This is a genomic window from Aromatoleum sp. (assembly GCF_032027225.1).
Classification (GTDB): Bacteria; Pseudomonadota; Gammaproteobacteria; order Burkholderiales; family Rhodocyclaceae; genus Aromatoleum.
This window is the reverse complement of sequence record NZ_JAVSMM010000009.1, coordinates 54707-75164: the sequence shown is the minus strand read 5'-3', so window position 1 is coordinate 75164 and position 20458 is coordinate 54707. Positions and strand designations below refer to the sequence as shown.

General features: G+C 66.1%; 18 protein-coding genes. 13 read left to right on the top strand and 5 right to left on the bottom strand.

Features of this window, described 5'->3' with window-relative positions; all coding sequences use genetic code 11:
* Nucleotides 1-130 precede the first annotated feature (130 nt).
* The 9 genes from ROZ37_RS11760 (at nt 131) to ROZ37_RS11720 (ending at nt 10099) form a co-directional block, all read left to right on the top strand.
* Nucleotides 131-592 (top strand): OB-fold domain-containing protein, encoded by a 462-nt coding sequence (locus ROZ37_RS11760; RefSeq protein ID WP_312659560.1) that lies wholly within the window; start codon nt 131-133, stop codon nt 590-592.
* 13 nt (nt 593-605) lie between these two features.
* The gene (locus ROZ37_RS11755) at nt 606-1757 is read left to right on the top strand and encodes a thiolase family protein (RefSeq protein WP_312659558.1); all 1152 of its coding nucleotides are present in this window, start codon (nt 606-608) and stop codon (nt 1755-1757) included.
* A 38-nt stretch (nt 1758-1795) separates the two neighbouring features.
* Nucleotides 1796-3193, top strand: a complete 1398-nt coding sequence (locus tag ROZ37_RS11750; RefSeq protein WP_312659556.1) for an aromatic ring-hydroxylating dioxygenase subunit alpha — start codon at nt 1796-1798, stop codon at nt 3191-3193.
* A 55-nt stretch (nt 3194-3248) separates the two neighbouring features.
* The gene (locus ROZ37_RS11745; protein ID WP_312659554.1) at nt 3249-4457 is read left to right on the top strand and encodes an acyl-CoA dehydrogenase family protein; all 1209 of its coding nucleotides are present in this window, start codon (nt 3249-3251) and stop codon (nt 4455-4457) included.
* A complete protein-coding gene (locus tag ROZ37_RS11740; protein ID WP_312659552.1) occupies nt 4454-5545 on the top strand; it encodes an acyl-CoA dehydrogenase family protein in 1092 nt (363 codons plus the stop codon). The genes ROZ37_RS11745 and ROZ37_RS11740 overlap by 4 nt, the downstream gene beginning before the upstream one ends.
* Nucleotides 5546-5578: 33 nt before the next feature.
* Entirely contained in the window at nt 5579-7240 is a 1662-nt protein-coding gene (locus ROZ37_RS11735) for an AMP-binding protein (RefSeq protein WP_312659551.1), read from the top strand.
* Nucleotides 7241-7259: 19 nt separating this feature from the next.
* On the top strand, nt 7260-8219 hold the full coding sequence (locus ROZ37_RS11730) for a PDR/VanB family oxidoreductase (protein ID WP_312659550.1): 960 nt from the start codon (nt 7260-7262) through the stop codon (nt 8217-8219).
* Between the two features lie 2 nt (nt 8220-8221).
* Nucleotides 8222-9118, top strand: a complete 897-nt coding sequence (locus ROZ37_RS11725) for a DMT family transporter (RefSeq protein ID WP_312659549.1) — start codon at nt 8222-8224, stop codon at nt 9116-9118.
* A 273-nt stretch (nt 9119-9391) separates the two neighbouring features.
* Nucleotides 9392-10099, top strand: coding sequence for a serine protease (locus ROZ37_RS11720; RefSeq protein ID WP_312659548.1), 708 nt, complete (start codon nt 9392-9394; stop codon nt 10097-10099).
* Nucleotides 10100-10377: 278 nt separating this feature from the next.
* Here ROZ37_RS11720 and ROZ37_RS11715 read toward each other — a convergent pair whose 3' ends face one another.
* The 3 genes from ROZ37_RS11715 to ROZ37_RS11705 all read right to left on the bottom strand — a co-directional run bounded on the left by ROZ37_RS11715 (nt 10378) and on the right by ROZ37_RS11705 (nt 12750).
* Nucleotides 10378-11271, bottom strand: a complete 894-nt coding sequence (locus tag ROZ37_RS11715; RefSeq protein WP_312659547.1) for an AlkA N-terminal domain-containing protein — start codon at nt 11269-11271, stop codon at nt 10378-10380.
* Between the two features lie 35 nt (nt 11272-11306).
* Complete coding sequence (alkB, locus tag ROZ37_RS11710; RefSeq protein WP_312659546.1) at nt 11307-11960, bottom strand: DNA oxidative demethylase AlkB; 654 nt, start codon at nt 11958-11960, stop codon at nt 11307-11309.
* 88 nt (nt 11961-12048) lie between these two features.
* Complete coding sequence (locus ROZ37_RS11705) at nt 12049-12750, bottom strand: methylated-DNA--[protein]-cysteine S-methyltransferase (protein WP_312659545.1); 702 nt, start codon at nt 12748-12750, stop codon at nt 12049-12051.
* A gap of 366 nt (nt 12751-13116) precedes the next feature.
* Here ROZ37_RS11705 and ROZ37_RS11700 point away from each other — a divergent pair, with 366 nt between their 5' ends.
* Nucleotides 13117-13596 (top strand): YbhB/YbcL family Raf kinase inhibitor-like protein, encoded by a 480-nt coding sequence (locus ROZ37_RS11700; protein ID WP_312659544.1) that lies wholly within the window; start codon nt 13117-13119, stop codon nt 13594-13596.
* Nucleotides 13597-13607: 11 nt separating this feature from the next.
* Nucleotides 13608-14042, top strand: a complete 435-nt coding sequence (locus tag ROZ37_RS11695; RefSeq protein ID WP_312659543.1) for a carboxypeptidase regulatory-like domain-containing protein — start codon at nt 13608-13610, stop codon at nt 14040-14042.
* Between the two features lie 123 nt (nt 14043-14165).
* On the opposite strand, the gene ROZ37_RS11690 is transcribed toward ROZ37_RS11695, so the two are convergent.
* Nucleotides 14166-14903: an S-methyl-5'-thioinosine phosphorylase gene (locus ROZ37_RS11690; RefSeq protein WP_312659542.1), complete on the bottom strand. Its 738-nt coding sequence runs from the start codon at nt 14901-14903 to the stop codon at nt 14166-14168.
* A gap of 178 nt (nt 14904-15081) precedes the next feature.
* On the opposite strand from ROZ37_RS11690, the gene typA reads away from it, so the two are divergent.
* On the top strand, nt 15082-16899 hold the full coding sequence (typA, locus tag ROZ37_RS11685) for a translational GTPase TypA (protein WP_312659541.1): 1818 nt from the start codon (nt 15082-15084) through the stop codon (nt 16897-16899).
* 213 nt (nt 16900-17112) lie between these two features.
* Here typA and ROZ37_RS11680 read toward each other — a convergent pair whose 3' ends face one another.
* Nucleotides 17113-18468, bottom strand: a complete 1356-nt coding sequence (locus ROZ37_RS11680; RefSeq protein WP_312659539.1) for an undecaprenyl-phosphate glucose phosphotransferase — start codon at nt 18466-18468, stop codon at nt 17113-17115.
* Nucleotides 18469-18652: 184 nt separating this feature from the next.
* Between ROZ37_RS11680 and epsL the strand changes: the two genes are divergently transcribed.
* Nucleotides 18653-19915, top strand: coding sequence for an XrtB/PEP-CTERM-associated polysaccharide biosynthesis outer membrane protein EpsL (gene epsL / locus ROZ37_RS11675; protein WP_312659537.1), 1263 nt, complete (start codon nt 18653-18655; stop codon nt 19913-19915).
* Nucleotides 19916-20458 lie beyond the last annotated feature (543 nt).

Genomic DNA, 20458 nt, shown 5'->3' with positions numbered 1-20458 from the left:
GCTTTCGTCCTGCGGGGATCGCAACAGCGGCAACCGGGAAGAAAAACTCGACCGCGGCTTTACGTCGCGGTTTATTCGGGTACTATAACAAACAAGCACGCTTGTTTTACAAAAGCGAGGAGACCTTGCAATGAAGTGGAATCCGCTTCCGCGGCTCGCCTGTCCGGATGTCGTTCGCCTCGACGGCGATGTTCCGGTTCTGATCGGCAGCCGCTGCCGCCACTGCGGCGAAATCTATTTCCCCGCGAGCAAGGGCTGCACGCGTTGCTGCGCGACGGAAATGGAGTCACACCCGATCGGCAGCGAAGGGACGCTGTGGTCGTGGACGATCCAGGGTTTCCAGCCGAAGGCGCCGTACAACGGCGGCGAATCCGAGCAGGACTTCGAGCCGTACGGCGTCGGCTACGTCGAGATGCCGGGCGGCGTGAAGGTCGAAAGCCGGCTCACGATCGCCGATCCCGAGCGCCTCGTCATCGGCATGCCGCTCACGCTGACGCTGCTGCCGTACCGCAAGGTGGCGGGCGAAGAGCCGGTCTTCACTTACGCCTTCGCCCCCGTCGAGCCCGATGCCGACGTGGCGCCCACCGCCTGAACCGGAGAACTTCATGGACAACGACGTCGCAATCATCGGCATCGGCCTGCATCCGTTCGGGCGCACCGACGCGCTTTCGGGCCAGCAGCAGGGCGCCCACGCGGTGCGCGAGGCGCTCAAGGATGCGGGCATCGAATGGTCCGGAGTCGGCGTGGCCTACGGTGGCAGCCAGGACGCGGGCAATGCCGACGCGCTCGGCAATCTGCTCGGCCTGACCGGCATTCCGTTCGTCAACGTCGCCAACGGCTGCGCGACCGGCGGCAGCGCGCTCGCGAGCGTGATCGCGTCGATCCAGGCCGGCGTCGCCGAGATCGGCGTCGCGGTCGGTTTCGACAAGCATCCGCGCGGCGCCTTCAATCCGCGACCGCGCGACTGGGGTCTCGAGGACTGGTACGGCGAGACCGGGATGATGCTGACCACGCAGTTCTTCGCCCTGAAGACGCGCCGCTACATGCACGAGCACGACATCACCGAGGATGCGCTGGTGTGCGTTGCGCAACGCGCGTTCCGCAACGGGGCACTGACGCCGCACGCGTGGCGACGCCGGGAGCTCGGCTACGACGAGATCGCGCAGTCGATGCCGGTGAACCTGCCGCTGCGTAAGTACATGTTCTGCAACCCTGCCGAAGGCGGGGCCGCGCTCGTGCTGTGCAGCGCGAAGCACGCGCGCAAATACACCGACCGGCCAGTCATCGTGAAGGCGGCCGTGATGCGCACGCGCCACCATGGCTCGTTCGAAGTCTTCAATCCTGGCCTTGCCGCGGCGCAGGCGCCGGCGCCCACCGTAACCGCGTCGCGCGCCGCGTTCGAGCAGGCCGGCGTCGGGCCGAAGGACATCGACGTGATCCAGCTCCAGGACACCGACAGCGGCAGCGAGCTGATCCACATCGCCGAAAACGGCTTCTGCGAGCACGGCGAGCAGGAGCATCTGTTGCGCAGCGGGGAGACGGCGATCGACGGGCGCCTGCCGATCAACACCGACGGCGGCTGCCTCGCGAACGGCGAACCGGTGGGCGCGTCCGGTCTGCGGCAGGTGATCGAGATCTGCACGCAACTGCGCGGGGAGGCCGGCGCGCGGCAGGTGCCGGGCAAGCCGCGGCTCGGATACACCCATGTTTATGGCGCACCTGGCGTGAGCGCGGTGACCATCCTGCAGGCCGGCTGAACGGCCATCCCGACGACAAGAAGAGGACGGAGACGACGATGAACAAGCCCGAAGACAAATTTGTGCTGATGCCGCAAGGCCAGGCCGGGGACCCCGGTCTGTTCCAGGAGCTGCTCAAGCAGGAAACCGTGCCGGTGCCGGACTACCTGGCGCCGAACCACCCCGGCTTCCGCGACGAGGACCTGTCGGTCGGTCGCTATGCCTCGGCCGACTTCCACCGGCTCGAAGCCGAAAAGATGTGGACGCGCACCTGGCAGTTCGTCGGCCGCGAGGAGCAGATCCCGAAGGCCGGCGACCACCTCGTCTATGACATCGTCGGCCACTCGATCATCGTGATGCGCGGCGACGACGGCGTGATTCGCGGCTTTCACAACTCCTGCCTGCATCGCGGCCGCGCGCTGCGAATGAACGGCGGCGTCGTTCGCGAACTCAAGTGTCCGTACCACGGTTTCACCTGGGACCTGCGCGGCAAGCTCGCCAGCATTCCGTGCGAGTGGGACTTCAAGTTCCTCGACAAGGCCGGCAGCAACCTGCCCGAGGTGCGCGTCGAGAGCTGGCTGGGCTTCGTCTTCATCAACATGGACGACAACGCGCCGCCGCTGATCGACTACCTCGGCGCGCTGCCGCAGCATTTCCGCGACTACGCCTTCGAGCGCTCGGTGATCGTCGCGCACGTGCAGCGTCGCGTGCCGTCGAACTGGAAGGTCGCGCAGGAAGCCTTCATGGAGTCGATGCACGCCCACGTCACGCACCCGCAGATCCTCACCTTCACCGGTGACTGCGACAGCCAGTACGACATGTACGGCGACAACATCAGCCGCAGCGTCACGCCGATGGCGGTGCCGAGCAGCCACACGAAAGGGGTCGTCGAGCCGCTCGTGCTGCACGACATTCTCGAAGAGTCCGGACGCATGGCCGACTCCGACGGCGCCGCGCACCAGCTGCCCGAAGGGCAGACGACGCGCCAGTACATCGGCGAACTCAACCGCAAGATCTTCGGGGACGTGTCGGGCCGTGACCTCTCGCATGCGACGCTCGCCGAGCTGCAGGACGCGATCCTGTATTCGATCTTCCCCAACACCCAGATCTGGGCAGGCTACTGCGGCAACATCCTCTACCGCGTGATCCCGGATGGCGACGACCACGAGAGCTGCCTCTTCGACGTGATGCTGCTGTGGCGCCACAAGGAAGGCGAAGTGCCGCCGCCGCCCGCGAAGCTCAATCGCCTGCGGGACGATCAGCCGTTCTCGGCCGCGCCCGAGCTCGGCGCGCTCGGCCCGGTGTTCGACCAGGACATGAACAATCTCGGCGCGATGACGAAGGGGCTGCGCGCGTCGAAGAAGGGCGCGGTGAGCCTCGCGAGCTACCAGGAAAGCCGCATCCGCCATCACCACGAGACCCTCGACAAGTACCTGGGGATCGGAGGCGAAAAGTGAGGATTTCTGTCTCCACGGCCGCCGCGGGGCGCGGCCTTTTCGAAGGGAGGGCGAGATGACCCAAGCACGCGCAATCGAGGTGCTGCGCGACCGGGCCGAGCGCTTGCGGCAGGACGTGCGCCGCTTCCATGCCGAGGTGATGCCGGCGGACCTGCGCGACAAGTCGCACCGCCATCAGGTGCTCGACAAGAACGACTACGTCCGCTGGATGCGCCTCCTCGACAAGCAGGGCTGGGCGGTCGCGCACTGGCCGGCCGAGTACGGCGGCAAGGGCTGGTCGCCGCTGGAGCGCTTCGCGTTCGAGGACGAGCTCGCGCGTCTCAGCTGCCCGTGGGTGATCCCGTTCGGCGTCAAGTACGTCGGCCCGGTGATCTACGCGTTCGGTTCGGACGCGCAGAAGCAGCGTTTCCTCCCGGGCATCCAGACGACCGAGGAGTTCTGGGCGCAGGGTTACTCCGAGCCGGGCGCGGGCTCCGACCTCGCCGGACTGCGCACGCTGGCGATCCGGGAGGGCGACCACTACGTCGTCAACGGCCAGAAAGTGTGGACGACCTATGCGCAGTGGGCCGACTGGCTGTTCTGCCTCGTGCGCACCGACCGCGACGACAAGCCGCAGTCCGGCATCTCGTTCCTGCTGATCGACATGAAGAGCCCCGGCGTGACGGTGAAGCCGATCCGCACGATGGACGGCTACGCGCATGTCAACGAAGTCTGGCTCGAGGACGTGAAGGTGCCGGCCGAAAACCTGGTCGGCGAAGAAGGCAAGGGCTGGACGTACGCGAAGTTCCTGCTGAAGAACGAGCGCACCGCCGGCGCGATCGTCGGCTGGGCGTGGCACGTGCTGGACCGGCTGAAGCGCCATGCGCGCGAGACGGTCGTCGGCGGCGTCGCGCTGATCGACCAGCCGCTGATGCGCCAGCGTATCGGAGAGTTCGAGTTGCGCTTCTTGGCGCTCGAGCTCGCCGCGTACCGGGCGGTCGAGGCGATGTGCGACGGCACCGAGAACGGCGGCGAGGCCTCGCTGATCAAGATCCGCGGCACCGAGCTGTACCAGGATGTCATGGAGACGCTCGTCGAGTCGCTCGGTGCCGCCGGCGTCGCGTATGACGTCGCCGCGCTGCACTCGGCGGAATTGCCGCCGCTCGGCCCGGACGACGCCGGGGGCATCCTGAAAGACCATTTCTATAACCGCGCCGCGACGATCTTCGGCGGCTCGTCCGAGATCCAGCGGAACATCGTCGCGAAAGGGGTGCTGGGACTATGAGTACCGATCTCGAAACGATCGCGATGCTGCGCGACAGCGCCGCGCGCTACGCGGACGACAATTACAGCTTCCACGACCGCTGGGCGGTGCTCGATGCACCCGAAGGCTACAGCCGCAAGGCTTGGGGCGACTTGGCCGAACTCGGGCTCCTCGCGCTGCGGCTGCCGGAGGACGACGGTGGGCTCGACGGCGACGCGGTCGCAGTCGGCGCGGTGATGGAAATTGCCGGTTCCCGCCTGCTGATGGAGCCATTGTTCGCCAGTGCGGTCGTCGCGACCGGCCTGCTGCTGAAGCAGGGTTCCTCCGCGCAGAAGGCGGCGCTGCTGCCGCAACTCGCGGACGGCTCGCTGATCCTCGCGTTCGCGGACGAGGATGCCGCGTCGGACCCCTGCGTGCTCGAGGGCGAGCGGCTCACCGGCACCAAGGTCGGCGTGCTGCAAGGCGACGTCGCGGGGAAGCTTCTCGTCTCCGCGCGTGACGCGACGAGTGGCGAGCCTGCTGTCGTGATGGTCGACGCCGACGAGATCGGCGTGATGCGACGCGAATACCGGCTCGTCGATGGCCGCGGCGCCGCACTCGTCTCGTTCGACGGCGTACGGGTCGAGCGCCTGCAGCCCGAGTCCGGTGAGTCGGCCGCCGCGGCGCTCGCTGACATCCGCGATGAAGCCGCGGTCGCGCTGTGCGCCGAGAGCCTCGGCATCGTCAATAGCGTGATGACGGTGACGACCGAATACCTCAAGGTGCGCAAGCAGTTCGGGCGGCCGATCGGCGCGAATCAGGCGCTGCAGCATCGCCTCGTCGACTGCTTCCTGCTGCAGGAGGAAGTGCGGGCGCTGACCGCGGCGGCCCAGCAGGCGCTCGCGGGACCGGCCGAGGAGCGGGCGCGCGTCGTCAGCGGCGCGCGGGCCTACGTGATTCAGGCGGCGCGCAAGGTCTGCAACGAAGCGGTGCAGATGCACGGCGGCGTCGGCGTCACCGACGAGCTGGATGTGAGTCACTATTTTCGGCGCCTGATGACCAACGCCGCACTCTTCGGCAATCGCGACGCGCAGTTCGTGCGCTTCGTCGATGCCGCGCTCGCGGCCTGAGGGCCGTCGCTCAAACGGGGGAAGGAGAACAAAATGCGCAAAGACGCAAGCGGATGGAAGGTGCGCCTCGATGACGCCCTGATCGCGCGCTACACCGCCAGCGGCGACTGGCCCGACAAGACGCTGGCCGATTTCGCACGCGAACTCGCGGCGCGCGATCCCGAGCGGGTCACGCACGTGTTCGAGAACCAGCAGTGCACGGTCAGCGAGCTGCTCGCCGAGGCCGAGGCGCTCGCTGCGGGACTTCAGCGGCGCGGCCTCGTAGCCGGTGACGTCGTCAGCTTTCAGCTGCCGAACTGGCGCGAGGCGGTCGTGATCGACCTGGCGACGACGATGCTCGGCCTCGTCGTCGCGCCGATCGTCCCGATCTACCGTGACGCCGAGGTCGCGTTCATGCTCGGCGACGCCGGCGTGAAGGCGGCGTTCTTCCCGTCGCACTACCGCGGGTTCGACTACGGCGCGATGATGAAGCGGCTGGCGCTGCGGTTGCCGAAGCTCGAGCACCTCTTCACGGTGTGCGCCGGGGACGGCGACGGCCACAGTTACGAGGGGCTGGTCGGGGAGGGCGGCCGACTTGCCGACGCGCCGAAGGTGGACGCGAACGCGGTGAAGATGATCCTTTACACGTCCGGCACGACCGGCCGGCCGAAAGGCGTCCTACACAGCCACAACACCGGGCCGCTGCGGCTGAAGCGCGCGTTCGAGCACTGGTCGCGCGGCTCGCAGGTCGACGGTTTCGACAATGTCCTGCTGATGGCCTCGCCGGTCACGCACGTCACCGGCCAGAGCGGCATGGAGATCCCCTTCTGCAGCGACACGCGCACCGTGTTCATGGAGCGCTGGAATGCCGACGAGGCGCTGGAACTGATCGACCGCGAAAAGGTCACCGCGAGCGTCGGCGCGACCCCCTTCCTGCACGAGCTGCTGACCGCGGCCGAGAAGGACGGCCGCCGCCTGCCGACGCTGCAGGTGTTCGCCTGCGGCGGCGCGGAAGTCCCGCCGGCGCTGATCGCGAAGGCCTACTCCGTGCTCGACCAGTGCCGCGCGTTCCGCGTGTATGGATCGAGCGAGGTCCCGCTGACGACGCTCGGCTTCGTCGGCGAAGGCGAAATGGAGCTTGCGGCGACGACCGACGGCAAGGTCGCGGATTACGACGTGCGGATCGCCGACGACGATGGCCGCTCGGTGCCCGCGGGCGAGGAGGGAGAGATTTGCGTGCGCGGCCCGGCTATGCTGCTCGCGTACAGCAGCCCCGAAGCGACGGCGGAGAGCTTCGACGCCGACGGGTATTTCGCGACCGGCGACCTCGGCCGGCTGACCGCGGAAGGCGCGATCGTCGTCACCGGGCGCAAGAAGGACCTGATCAACCGCGGCGGCGAGAAGGTCAGCGCGAAGGAGATCGAGGACATCCTGCATCGCATGCCCGCCGTGCGCGAGGCGGCGGTCGTCTCGATGCCGCACGAGCGGCTCGGCGAGACGCTGTGCGCCTACGTGATCGCTGAGGACGGCGTGGAAATCGCGCTTGGCGACGTGCTCGCGTTCATCGAAGGCGCGGGCGTCGCGAAGCAGAAATATCCCGAGCACCTCGTCGTCGTCGACGATTTTCCGCGCACCGCTTCGGGCAAGATCCGCAAGGACCGGCTGCGCGCCGACATCCGCGAGCGTCTGCAGGCCGCCGCCGTGACCCCGGCATGATTTTTTCGAGACCGACATCATGGAAACCCAACTGAAAGTCCGCATCGCCCGCAAGTCCGTCGAAGCGCTCGACATCATTTCGCTCGAACTTGCGCCGATCGACGGTGAACATCTGCCTGCGTTCAGCGCCGGCTCCCATATCGACGTCGAGATCCGGCCGGGTCTCGTCCGCCAGTATTCGCTGTGCAACGACCCCACCGAGACGCACCGCTACCAGATCGGCGTGCTGCGCGACCCCGCGTCCCGAGGCGGCTCGGTCGCGTTGCATGACGAACTCGCCGAAGGTCAGGTGATCACGATCAGCGCCCCGCGCAACCACTTTCCGCTCGTCCACGCCAAGCGCTCGCTGCTGCTTGCCGGCGGTATCGGCGTCACGCCGATCCTGTGCATGGCCGAGCGTCTCGCGCAGAGCGAGGCCGATTTCGAGATGCACTACTGCGCGCGTTCGCAGGATCGCGCGGCGTTCGTCGATCGCGTCCGGCAGTCGGGCTTCGCCGAGCACGTCCGGATGCACTACGACGACGGCGAAGCGGGGCAGAAGCTCGATCTCCCGGCGGTGCTCGACGCGGCTGGCGCGGACGCGCATCTCTACGTCTGCGGGCCCGGCGGCTTCATCGAATTCGTCACGCAGACTGCACAGGCGCGTGGCTGGGAGGGCGACCGGATTCACTTCGAGTACTTCGCCGGGCAGAAGGTCGATACCTCGTGCGACCAGGCGTTCGACGTCAAGCTCGCGAGCAGCGGGCGCATCGTCAACGTGCCCGCGACGAAGACCGTCGTTGGCGCGCTGCGCGACGCCGGCGTCGAGGTCGAGGTGTCGTGCGAGCAGGGCATCTGCGGCACCTGCCTGACTCGCGTGCTCGACGGCGAACCCGATCACCGCGACAACTTCTTCACCGACGAGGAAAAGGCCGCGAACGACCAGTTCCTGCCTTGCTGCTCGCGGGCAAAGAGCAAGCTGCTGGTTCTCGATCTCTGACGATGGCGCGTCTCGCCCCGAGCGCGGCCGGCGGTGTCCCGGCCGCGTATCTCGCGGTCGCGCTGCTGTGGTCGACGACGCCGCTCGCGATCAATTGGAGCCTCGACGGTGGCGGGATCGCCTTCGCACTGTTCGCGCGCATGGTCGTCGGCGTCGTCTGCGCGGCGTTACTGCTGCTCGTGACCGGCGTCGGCTTTCCGCTCACGCGGGCGGCCTGGCCCGCTTACCTCGTCGGCGGGACCGGCCTGTTCGGCACCCTGCTGTGCGTCTACTGGGGCGCGCAGTTCATCCACTCCGGGCTGATCTCCGTGGTGTTCGGGCTGTCGCCGTTCGTCACCAGCGTGCTCGCGGCGTTCTGGCTGGGCGAACGCTCGCTGACTCCCGCCAAACTCGGCGGCATGGCGCTCGCACTCGGCGGTCTCGCGATCGTTTTCGGAGCAGGCGGCGACCTCGGTGGCGCAAAGGCCGGGGCTGGGCTGGCGGTCGTACTGCTCGCGGTGCTGATCAACGCTGCCGGCCTCGTCGGCATGAAGCGCGTCAGCGGCAACACGCCGCCGCTCGCGATCACCGCCGGAATCATGCTCGTTTCGCTGCCGCTTTTCGGTCTGGCCTGGCTGCTCGGCGATGGCCGCGTGCCGACCGCACTCCCGCTGCGCAGCGTGTTCGCGATCGTCTACCTCGGCCTTTTCGGGTCCGTAGTCGGCTTCGCGCTTTACTACTACCTGATGAAGCATCTGTCCGCCGGGTCGCTCGCGATGATCACGGTGTTTACGCCGCTGCTCGCGCTTCTCCTCGGCCACCTGCTCAATAACGAAGCGCTGCCCGCACAGATCTGGTCCGGCTCCGCGGCGATCACGGCCGGCCTGTACCTCAATTTGCGCGCCGAAAACGCGTTGTAGAAGACAAGGACGCGCAAAACCAGGAGCAGGGTCGCGGGCCGCGAGATCCCCGATCGAGGCCCGCGAAGAGCAGGGCGCGACGCTGCGCGCTGAAAATCCCGGGCTCGTGATCGCGCTCCTCCCCGCAGGGCGGGGCCGCAGTCTCGGTTCCGATCGAACCTCGCACGAGCGTCGATGTCATGATCGAACGACCGCGTACGATCCGGACCGCGGCGGATTGCAAGGCGGCCCTGAATTTTTCAGCGCGCCGGCCCATCCATCCTGGGGGAAGCGATGACACGTCAGAGCCGAACGCTCGCCGGATCCGCTGCGATCTTTGTGGCGATGGGACTCATCACGATGGGTGGCGCACCCGCCGCAGCCGAGGATTTCGACGTCACGGCGCGGTCAATCGTAGGAGTGAGACTGGAGCGCTCACCCGACGACGTGACCGAAGGCATGGGCGTTTACGTCGGCGAAGGCCGCGTCCTGACCGCCGCCCACCTGTTTGCCGACGCCGAACCCGACGCGCGCGTGATCCTCGTCGCTGCCGACGCTAACAGCTATTACACGGTTCAGCTCGACGCCGCCATCGAGTTGCTGGCGCCCGAGTCCGATGCCGCGGTCCTGCGGGTTGCCGAGCCCGGCGGCCTCTTGGCGATGCCGGCGTGCGACGAGCCAAAACCGGGCGACCAGGTCAGCGTGACGCGGCTGAACAAACTCGAAATGTTCGCGCCGAGCAGCAGCCCTCTATACAAGCTAGAAATCGACGACCGCGCGTTCTCGATGCTTCGCGACGGCAGGCAGGCGGTGATCCCCGGCACCGTCGAGAGCGGTTTTTCCGGCAGTCCCGCCATTGACGCCGAAGGGCGCTGCTTCTACGGCATTGTGTCCGGCAGCCTCACGATGACCTCGACGCGCAAGGACACGGTCCGACGACTCGACCACGTCGTCCTGATTCCTTCGGCGGTTTTTGCCCGTATTCGTTCTGCCAGCCGTTGAGGGGGCAAGCAGGAGCGCCGCGTTCGAGACTGCCCGCGGCGAGCGGATGGCGCCGAGTTTCATCGAGATCGAAATCGACGACTTCTTTATTTTACAAGTTTACATAATACCGATTATCGCGATTTGAACTACACGGGTCGAAAGTATCGGAAGCCATGACCCCGGCCGACGTCGTGACATTCCGGATGGACGCCGAGCCGGAGATCCGCAGCGTTCGTTCTCGAAGCCCCGACCGAGAGCACCGTCTTACTTCGGAATTTCATGCGCGCCCGTCGGATTCAATAAATATCCGACGTCTTGAGCGCCCACAGGTGGGCGCCGATTAGCGCGCGCCACGGCGAAAATTGCGCGAGCCAGCGCTTCGCGTTGTCCTCGGTGATCTTTTCCGGTTCGCCGAGCAGTGTTTGCAGGTTGCGGCGGACTGCGACGTCGCCGTGCAGCGACCCGTCGAGCCAGCCGAAACCGCGCAGCAGCGTGTAGTCGATGGTCCACGGTCCGATGCCGCGCACACTGAGCAAGCGCTTGCGGATTTCGTCGACGGGCAGATCGTCGATCCAGGCGTCGAGCGGGATTTCGCCGCTACGGACTGTGGCGGCGAGGCCGATCAGGGTCAGCGCCTTGGTGCGAGAGAAGCCGGCCGCGCGGAAGTCTGCCTCCTCGAGTGTCGCGAGGCGCTGGGCGTCCGGATAGCAGACAAGACCTCCCGAATGCGTGAGCCCGGCCGCCTGGATCATCTTTCGTCGAAGGGAAAGTGCAGCTTTCACGGTAATTTGTTGGCCGGTGATCGCCCAGGTCAAGGCCTCGAACGGCGTCGGCGACACCGGAACGCGCAGTCCGGGTCGGGCCGCGATGAGCCGGCCGATCACGGGGTGCGAGCGGTAGGTGCGCTCGAATTCGGCGACCGGCTGCGTGAGGCCGAGCATCCGCCGCAGCATGCGGTCGAAGGTGTTCGTCGGGTCGTCGACCGGCTCGCCATCGACTGCGAGCAGTGCTTCGGCATGGTCGGGGTGGAAGCGGATCGTAACGCATGCTGCCCTTCCCTCCCACGCGAGGCCCTTGTGCAAGGTTCGCGCGTCGACCCGTTCGGCGACGCCGGACGCGTCCCGACCGTGGAACGCGAGGATCGCATCGGGGCTGAAATCTGCCGGCAATTCGACGGAACTGGTCAGCAAGAAAGGCGCATCGGCAGCGAAAGACATGCTCCGTATTATCCCGCCTTGCGGAAGGTCAGGTTGATGCGGCGCGTGCCGACAAGCGGGTGCTCACCGGACTTGAGCGGCATCACGCCGTGATAGCGTTGCCGCGCCGGACCTCCCCAGACGACGACGTCACCGTGCGTCAGCAAGATCCGGCGTGGCGTTTCGGCGCGTTTTTCGCCGCCGAACAGGAAAATTGCCGGGATGCCGAGTGACACCGACACAATTGGTTGGGTGAAGTCGCGCTCGTCCTTGTCCTGATGCAGCGACAGCTTCGCGCCCGGCTCGTAGCGATTGACAAGGCAGGCGTCGGGAACGAAGCCGGGAAATCCGGCCTGCAGCGCCGCGGCTTGCGCGAGACGCAGGAACGAAGTCGGCATCCGCGGCCAGCGTCGACCGGTATCCGGGTCGAGCGCGGTGTAGCGATAGCCGCTCGCGTCGCTCGTCCAGCCGAGTTCGCCGCAGTTGGTCATCGCGACCGACATCCGGAAGCCGCCTGGCGTGCTCATGTGGCGGAACGGTGCTTCGGCGCTGACCTCGCGCAGCGCCGCGACGAGCGCAGCCGAGTCGCCCCGGGCGAACCCGCGCAGGACGACGGCCCCCGGAGCCAGGGTCTCCGGACGAAGATCGGATTCTTCGGCGAGCCCGAACAAATCATCAGTCATCTTCGTCATCTCGTTCCAGGCGGCCTGACGGATCGATCGTGGCGGGATGTCGATGCCAGCCGGCGCCCTGCTCTCGCTATCGTCGGGCTCACCTCTTCGCTTCCCGGTCGAGCAACGCCCGCTTGCGCTCGGTGCCCCAGCGGTAGCCGGATAGCGAGCCGTCGCTGCGCACCGCACGGTGACAGGGAATCGCGACGGCGATCGCGTTCGCCGCGCAGGCGCTCCCGACCGCGCGAATCGCCTTCGGCGCGCCGATGCGGCGTGCGATTTCGCTGTAACTCGCCGTCTGGCCGACCGGAATGTTGCGCAGTGCCTCCCAAACCCGTTGCTGGAACGCGGTGCCCTGCGGGTCGAGCGGCAGGTCGAGACCGGATTGCGACGCTTCCACGAAGGCAACGACGCGAGCCACGATCCGATCGAATCCGGCGCCGCCGTGGATCAGTTGCGCGCGCGGGAAGCGGTCGCGGAGATCGCGGGGCAGCGCGTCCGGGTCGTCGCCGATAAGAATCGCGCGGATGCCGTGCTCGCTCTGTGCAACGAGCACGGTGCCGAGCGAGCTCTCGCCGCTTCCGAAGCGGATTTGGGTGTCGGTGGCGGCGACGGTGCGACGGTGGGTCGGGAGCATGTCGTCCGGGCGGCTGACATCTTCGCCGAAGCGCCCGTCGAAGCTGCCGCCTGTCTTGTCGATCTTGCGCGTTGTCGCGGACTTTTCGAACCGATGCGGGCGGCCGGCGCGCGGCCGACCGGCGCTAGTCGTTGAAAGCCTTTCGCTTTTTGTCGCCGTGCTCATGATCGCCTCTCCGGTTAGGGGTCGCTGGTCAAATCTCCAATGTAGACAGCAAGTACCGGAAAGATACTCCGCGGCCGGTTTCGGGCGGGACCCGCACCGGGAGAAGCGGAGGGGCGGCTGTCTAAAGTGTGAGCGGAAGTTGCGGTTTCGAAGCCGCTCGCGCCCGACTCTCCGGCTTGCCGCCGCCGTGCGGATCGTTCTCTCGCCGCGCGCCGGGTTTGTCCCAATCGCTGTCGCACGAATCCTGCCAGCCGTCGCACGGCGAACGCGAGCGGTCTGGCGCGGTCAAGACGACAACCCGGGGCGCCGATCCCACTCCGCATGTGGAAAGTCTTTTGCCCCGGCGTTGCCTGACAAGGAGCACGCATGGCTTTCAAGCTGACTTCCGAAGCCTTCGGCCACAACGGTTCGATCCCCGCCGCTTACACCTGCGACGATCGCGACGCATCCCCGCCGCTAGGCTGGACCGGTCTGCCAGCCGGAACGCGCAGCCTCGCGCTGATCGTCGATGATCCCGACGCGCCCGATCCCGCCGCGCCACAGCGAACCTGGGTGCATTGGGTGCTGTACAACCTGCCTCCGACCACGCCCGGTCTGCTGGCGGCGATCAGCGACACCGAACTGCCGCCGGGGACGCGGCAAGGCAAGAACGACTGGGACCGGACCGGTTATGGAGGGCCCTGCCCGCCGATCGGTCGGCATCGTTATTTTCACAAACTGTACGCGCTCGACGTCGTCCTGCCCGACCTCGGCGAGCCGACGAAGGCGGTGCTCGAAGCAGCGATGAAGGGGCACGTCCTCGCGGAGGCGCAACTTGTCGGAACCTACGAGCGTCGCAACAAATAGTGGAGCATGGGATGAAAAAGCATATCCTCGTTGCCGCCCTCGTCGCCGTCATGGCATCGCAGGTGGGCAATATCGCCGTCGCGCAAACCGCCGCGCCCCCGTCTAGCGACGTTGCCGCACCGGATGTACGGGAATTCGAAGGCGTGCGCTACGTGACTGGCGGAGTCGGCGAAGGCGAACGCACGGCCATTCTCGCCATCGCGCGGGACTTCAATCTCAAACTGACGTTCGCGGAAAAATCGGGCGATTACCTGTCGGGCGTGAAGACCGTCATCACCGGAGGCAATGGCCGGAAGGTGCTCGAACTCGACTCCGAGGGGCCGCTCGTGCTCGCGAAATTGCCTCCCGGCAAATACCGCGTCTCTGCGACCGCGAACGGCCGCGAACAGACGCGCGACGCGAACGTGGCCGGAACCGGCCAGCAGTCGCTGAATTTTTACTGGTGATTCGGGCGGTCCGACGTGGACCTTGGGAGGGGAGCCGCGCCCTATTCCGGTGCGGCCTCCTTGCCCCGAGCCGTCGCTGATTCCGCTCGTCGCGAGTGGGCTATTGCAGCCTGCGTCGCCCCCTTACGCCTTGCAGACTTCCTCGAGCACGCGGCGCACGCGGATCATTGCTTCGTGCAGCACGGCTTCGATATGGTCGAAGTGGATGCCGGCTTCGCTCGACGCGCGGCCGGCGGCGTAATTGGCGACCACGTTGATCGCCGCGTAAGGCAGGCCGAGTTCGCGGGCGAGCGCGGCTTCCGGCATCCCGGTCATCCCGACGAGGTCGGCACCGTCGCCCTCCATGCGGTTGATCTCGGCCGCGGTTTCGAGCCTCGGGCCTTGCGTCGCCGCGTAGACCCCGCCGTTGAACATTGCTTCGCCCGCCACCGCCGCCGCCTTGAGGATGCGCTGGCGCAGCGGTTCGTCGTACGGATGGGTGAAGTCGATGTGGCGCACCGCCTCTTCGCCGCCCTCGAAATATGTGCTCTTGCGGCCCCAGGTGTAGTCGATAATCTGGGTCGGCGCGACGAGCGTGCCGGGCGCGAAATCCGCGCGGATGCCCCCGACCGATGCGACCGACACGACGGCCGTGGCCTTGACGTGCTTCAGTGCCCAGATGTTCGCGCGGTAATTGACCTGGTGCGGCGGGATCGTGTGGCCGTAACCGTGGCGCGCGAGAAACATGACTTCGCGATCGGCCAAGGTGCCGAACGTGACGGCGCCGGACGGCTCGCCGTATGGCGTGCGGACGACTTCCCGCCGGGTGATTTCGAGCGTCGAAAGCTGCGTGAGTCCGCTGCCGCCGATGATTGCGAGCATGAAACCTGTCTCCGGATGAAAAGCGGCGGCGATTCTAGCATGCGGCTAAAACGCCCTGCTCCCGCCTCTCGCAGCCGGATCCGATCGATCGGAGGCTGCTGATTTAACGAAAAGCGCCTGCTGCGATGCGTCATCCGCGTGCTAAAATCAAAAACTTTTTCAAGACGTCTGGACCCACATGTCCCGCTCCATCCGCAACATCGCCATCATCGCGCACGTCGACCACGGCAAGACGACCCTCGTCGACCAGCTCCTGCGTCAATCCGGCACCTTCCGCGAGAACCAGCAGGTCTCCGAACGGGTCATGGACTCCGGCGACCTGGAGAAGGAGCGCGGCATTACGATCCTCGCAAAGAATTGCGCGGTCGAATACGGCGACACCCACATCAACATCATCGACACGCCGGGACATGCCGACTTCGGCGGTGAGGTCGAGCGCGTGCTGTCGATGGTCGACGGCGTACTGCTGCTCGTCGACGCGGTCGAAGGTCCGATGCCGCAGACGCGATTCGTCACGCGCAAGGCGCTCGCGCTGGGCCTGAAGCCGATCGTCGTCATCAACAAGATCGACCGCCCGGGTGCCCGTCCCGACTGGGTCATCAACCATACTTTCGATCTGTTCGACAAACTCGGCGCGACCGACGAGCAGCTCGATTTTCCGGTCGTCTACGCTTCCGCGCTGAATGGTTTCGCGATGCTCGACGCGAGCAAGCCCGGCACCGACATGAAGCCGTTGTACGAGGCGATCCTCGAGCACGTGCCGCAGCCGGAAGTCGACGCGAATGGGCCGCTGCAGCTGCAGGTCTGCTCGCTCGACTACTCGACCTACATCGGACAGCTCGGCATCGGCCGCATCAAGCGCGGCAGCGTTCGCCCGAACCAGGAAGTCGTCGTGATGTACGGAGACGAGAACCGCGGCAAGGCGAAGATCGGTCAGATCCTCACCTTCAAGGGCCTCGAGCGCAGCCAGGCCGATTATGCCGAAGCGGGCGACATCGTTCTCGTGTCGGGCGTCGACCAGGTCAACATCGGCGTCACGATCTGCCACCCCGACAATCCGGAAGGCATGAAGCCGATCGCGGTTGATGAGCCGACGCTGACGATGAACTTCATGGTCAACTCTTCGCCGCTCGCCGGCCGCGAAGGGAAGTTCGTCACGAGCCGCCAGATCCGCGAGCGGCTCGAGAAGGAACTGCTGAAGAACGTCGCGCTGCGCGTCGAATACACCAACGACTCGGACGTGTTCCTCGTCTCGGGGCGCGGCGAACTGCACCTGACGATCCTGCTCGAAAACATGCGGCGCGAGGGCTTCGAACTCGCCGTCGGCCGACCGCGCGTCGTCTTCCGCGAGATCGACGGCGTCAAGTGCGAGCCGTACGAAATGCTTACCGTCGACGTCGAGGAGGATCACCAGGGCGGCGTGATGGAAGAACTCGGCCGCCGGCGCGGCGAGCTGCAGGATATGCAGTCCGACAGCAAAGGCCGCACGCGGCTCGAATACCGTATCCCGGCGCGCGGACTGATCGGCTTCCAGGGCGAGTTTCTGACGCTGACGCGCGGCACCGGCCTCGCGAGCCACGTGTTCGACGACTACGCCCCGGTCGCCGGCGCGATGAGCGAGCGGCGCAACGGCGTGCTGATTTCTCAGGACGACGGCCAGGCCGTGGCGTACGCGCTGTGGAAGCTGCAGGACCGCGGCCGGATGTTCGTCACGCACAACGATCCGGTGTACGAAGGCATGATCATCGGCATCCACTCGCGCGACAACGACCTCGTCGTCAACCCGATCAAGGGCAAACAGCTGACGAACGTGCGCGCCTCGGGCACCGATGAAGCCGTGCGCCTGGTCCCGCCGATCGCGCTGACGCTCGAATCCGCGATCGAATTCATCGCCGACGACGAACTCGTCGAGATCACGCCGAAGTCGATCCGCCTGCGCAAGCGCTACTTGACCGAAAACGAGCGCAAGCGCGCCGCGAAGGCCGAGAACGCCTGACCGCGAGCCGCTTCAACGAAAAAGGGCGTCCATCGGCGGACGCCCTTTTTGTTTTTCGCAGCCGACTGTTCTTCGAGGGCTCGGCGCCGTGGAATGTTTTCGACGGCAGCCGGCGAGGGCTCGGCCGTTTTCCGACGGCTTGGTGCTTCCGACCCTGCCGTCTGTCGAAAGGGGCGCCGCTCCCCTCCTCCGCCGTCCTGCGTCCTGCCGCACTCAGTACGCCTGCGCATCCCGCGCGACCAGGCGGACGGTCGCCAGGACGATCTTCAGGTCGAGCGAGAGCGACCAGTGGCGCAGATAGTCGAGGTCGTATTCGATCCGGCGCGCCATCTTGTCGACGGTTTCGGTCTCCCCGCGATAGCCGTTCACCTGCGCCCAGCCGGTGATTCCCGGCTTCACCTTGTGCCGAACCATGTAACCCTTGATGAGCTGGCGGTACGTCTCGTTGTGCGCGACCGCGTGCGGCCGCGGGCCGACGATGCTCATGCGCCCCTGCAGCACGTTGACGAACTGCGGCAGCTCGTCGAGCGAGGTGCGGCGGAGAAACGCCCCGAAGCGCGTCACACGTGAGTCTGCACGCGTCGCCTGGACGACTTGATCGCCGTCCTCGCAAACCGTCATCGAGCGGAACTTGTAGACCAGGATCCGCCGCCCGTCGAGGCCGTAGCGGTTCTGCTTGAAGATCACCGGCCCCGGGGAACTGAGCTTCACGCCGAGCGCGACGATCAGCAGCACCGGGGCGATCAACACGAGGATCGTGGTGGCGAGGACGATGTCGGAGACGCGCTTGATCAGGCTGTTCAGACCGGTAAACGGCGTCTCGCAGACGGCGACCACCGGCATGCCCGCAACATGGTCGACTCGGCCCTGGATCAGGTCGGTCACGAACATGTCCGGCACGAAAAAGATCGACGCCGTGGTGTCCTTGAGGTCGTCGAGGATCTGCAGGATCCGGGGTTGGCTCACCATCGGGAGCGCGATGTAGATGTGATCGACCCCCTCCCTTCGCACGTACTCGCCGAGGTCGCGCATCGCGCCGAGGCGCTCGCCCGGCACTTCGTCGGAGAGCTCGTTCGCGATGCGGTCGCCCCCTCGATCGTCGAAAAAACCGAGCAAGCGCACACCGAGGAAGGAATTTTCGTCGATCCGGCGCGCGAGTTGCGCCGCAATATCGTTTGCGCCGACGATCACCGCGCGACGCTGGGTGGCCGACATCGACATCAGATGCGGCAGCGCGATGCGCGAAATCGCATGCGCCGCGACGAGCGCGACCGGCGTTCCGGCAAGCCAAACCAGCAGCACCGGCGCGGAGAAGTAATGGACGTAGCCTGTTACATAGCCGACCGCGAGTAATGCGAACGCGATCAGGGTCCAGTTCAATATTGTCCTGCGCGTCATCGTCGCGACATTTTCGCGGAGATGGCTGTCGCCCGGAAAAGTCAGCGAGAAGGTCAGCAGCGCGAGGATCACGTAGTGGCCGTCGGCGACTACGCGAAACGAATGTGCGACAGCAAACAGCATTCCGATGGCAACAACCGGATCGAGCACCGATTCGACTATGCTTGCCATCGAAAAGCTGCCGTAGAAAAAACCGTTGCTTTTCGTTGCTGCGTGAATCGGTACGTGGGAGGAAGACAGAGTCGTCGAATTCGGCACGGGGCACTCCTGCGGCAGAATTATGGGCGTCGGCGGGTCGAGGCGCAGCGAGCGGCCTATTCATAGCACGAGCTCGAACGAAGGGGGTTTTGAATTTATGTCAGATGTAACAGCGGTTGTCGGCGATCCCGCACCAGAAAACGCGCTGTCCGACGCGCCGGAAAACCTGCGGCGCCCTGTCGTGTCCTTGCTGGCCGTCGCGCTTGCACTTGGTTCGCTGCCCGCGGTTGCGGCGGAACTGCTGACCGAGCGGGAGGAAGGCTTCGGCGTGCGCCTTTCGCATTCCATTCGCTGGGACGACAACGTGTTCCGCGTGCCGGACGGAGAGCGTCCGACCGACGGGCGCTCGAAGAGCGACCGCATCAACCGCAGCGCGGTCGGCCTCACTTTCGATCACATGTACAGCCTGCAGCGGGTGGTCGCATCGCTCGACGTCGTACGCCGCACTTATGACGAACACGACGAACTCGACAGCACGACGAAGAGCGGCCTCATGCGCTGGGACTGGGCGGCTGGAAAGCAATGGACCGGGACGGCGCAATTGCAGCAGCGTGAGGCGCCGCGAAGTTTCGACGACGTGGATCGGCGCGTGCGCAGCATCAATACGCTGCGGCGCGCGGTCTTCGACGCGGACTATTGGCTGCACCCGGACTGGTCCATCGTCGCGGGAGCGGAACACACCCGCAGCCGCTACTCCGATGCCCGCTCCGCGGCGTCCGAGTATGACGAGACGGCGTTCGAAGCGGGCGTCGGATTCCGCCCGAAGTCCGGCAACCGCCTGTCGCTCGTCCTGCGGCGCGCCGACGGCGAATACCCGAATCGCGCCGCGACCGCGACACGGGATCCGGAGTACACCCAGCGGGACTTGCGGCTGCGCGGCGACTGGGTCCTCTCGGGTATCAGCAAGCTGTCCGGTTACGTCGGCTACACGGATCGGGAGTATTCGACGATCCGCAACCTGGATTTTTCGGGGCCGAGCGGACGCATCGCGTTCGACTGGCAGCCGACGGGAAAACTGGCGTTCCAGGTCGTTGCACGTCGGGAGATCGGTTCGGAATACGAAGTGCTCGACAACTACGTGCTGACCCGGGGCGTCGGTGTGGAAGCCGCATGGTCGGCGACGTCGAAGGTCACCCTGATCGCGCGGGCCGAGCGTCTTCGGCGCGATCACGGCGACATCACGCTGTCGTCGCTGGGCGAGGACCGGCGGCGTACGTACGGGCTGAGCCTCGACTATCGGCCGCTCGACACCGTCACGGTGAGCGCATCCGCGGTGCGCATCAAACGTGAGGCCGACGCCGCCTCGAGTTCCGATTACGACGCGAACATCTACGGCCTGGATCTGAAACTGGAGTTCTAGCCGCAGCGCGGGGATTGCCGTACCGGGCATCCCCGCCCAGCCCCCGGCCCCCGGGGCTTCGCATGGCTCGATCCGGGCGCGCCACGGCGCGGCGCCCCTCCGACAAGCCGCGGCGCGCGATAAATGAACCTCCGCACCGGCGCCGCGATCCTTTGCGTCCCCCTCCCCTTCATGCGAATGGATTTACCGTGCGAACTCCTCGCAGCGGCCTGATTGCGGCGTGCCGGACGGGGAGCCGGCACCGCGTCGACGCGTGCCCGACTCCGCTGCTGCATCGCTTCCGTGAGTTCATACCCATCGCGGTTCGCGCTTACTAGAGACAGCAAACCCCGTTCCCGTAGCTGAATGACATTTCGCTGAAGGCGTTATGTCGCAGTGCCGCATGGGTGCTTCCTGGGCAATTCATACGGTATCTGCAAGTTATTGATTCTTACTGATCTTACTTTTTTTCACGATCTGGGGGTAGGTGATCTGCATTGCATCAATCTACTCTAATCCGGTGAGGTAACGCAGATGATAAAGCCTTGTTCCCTTCTTCCGATG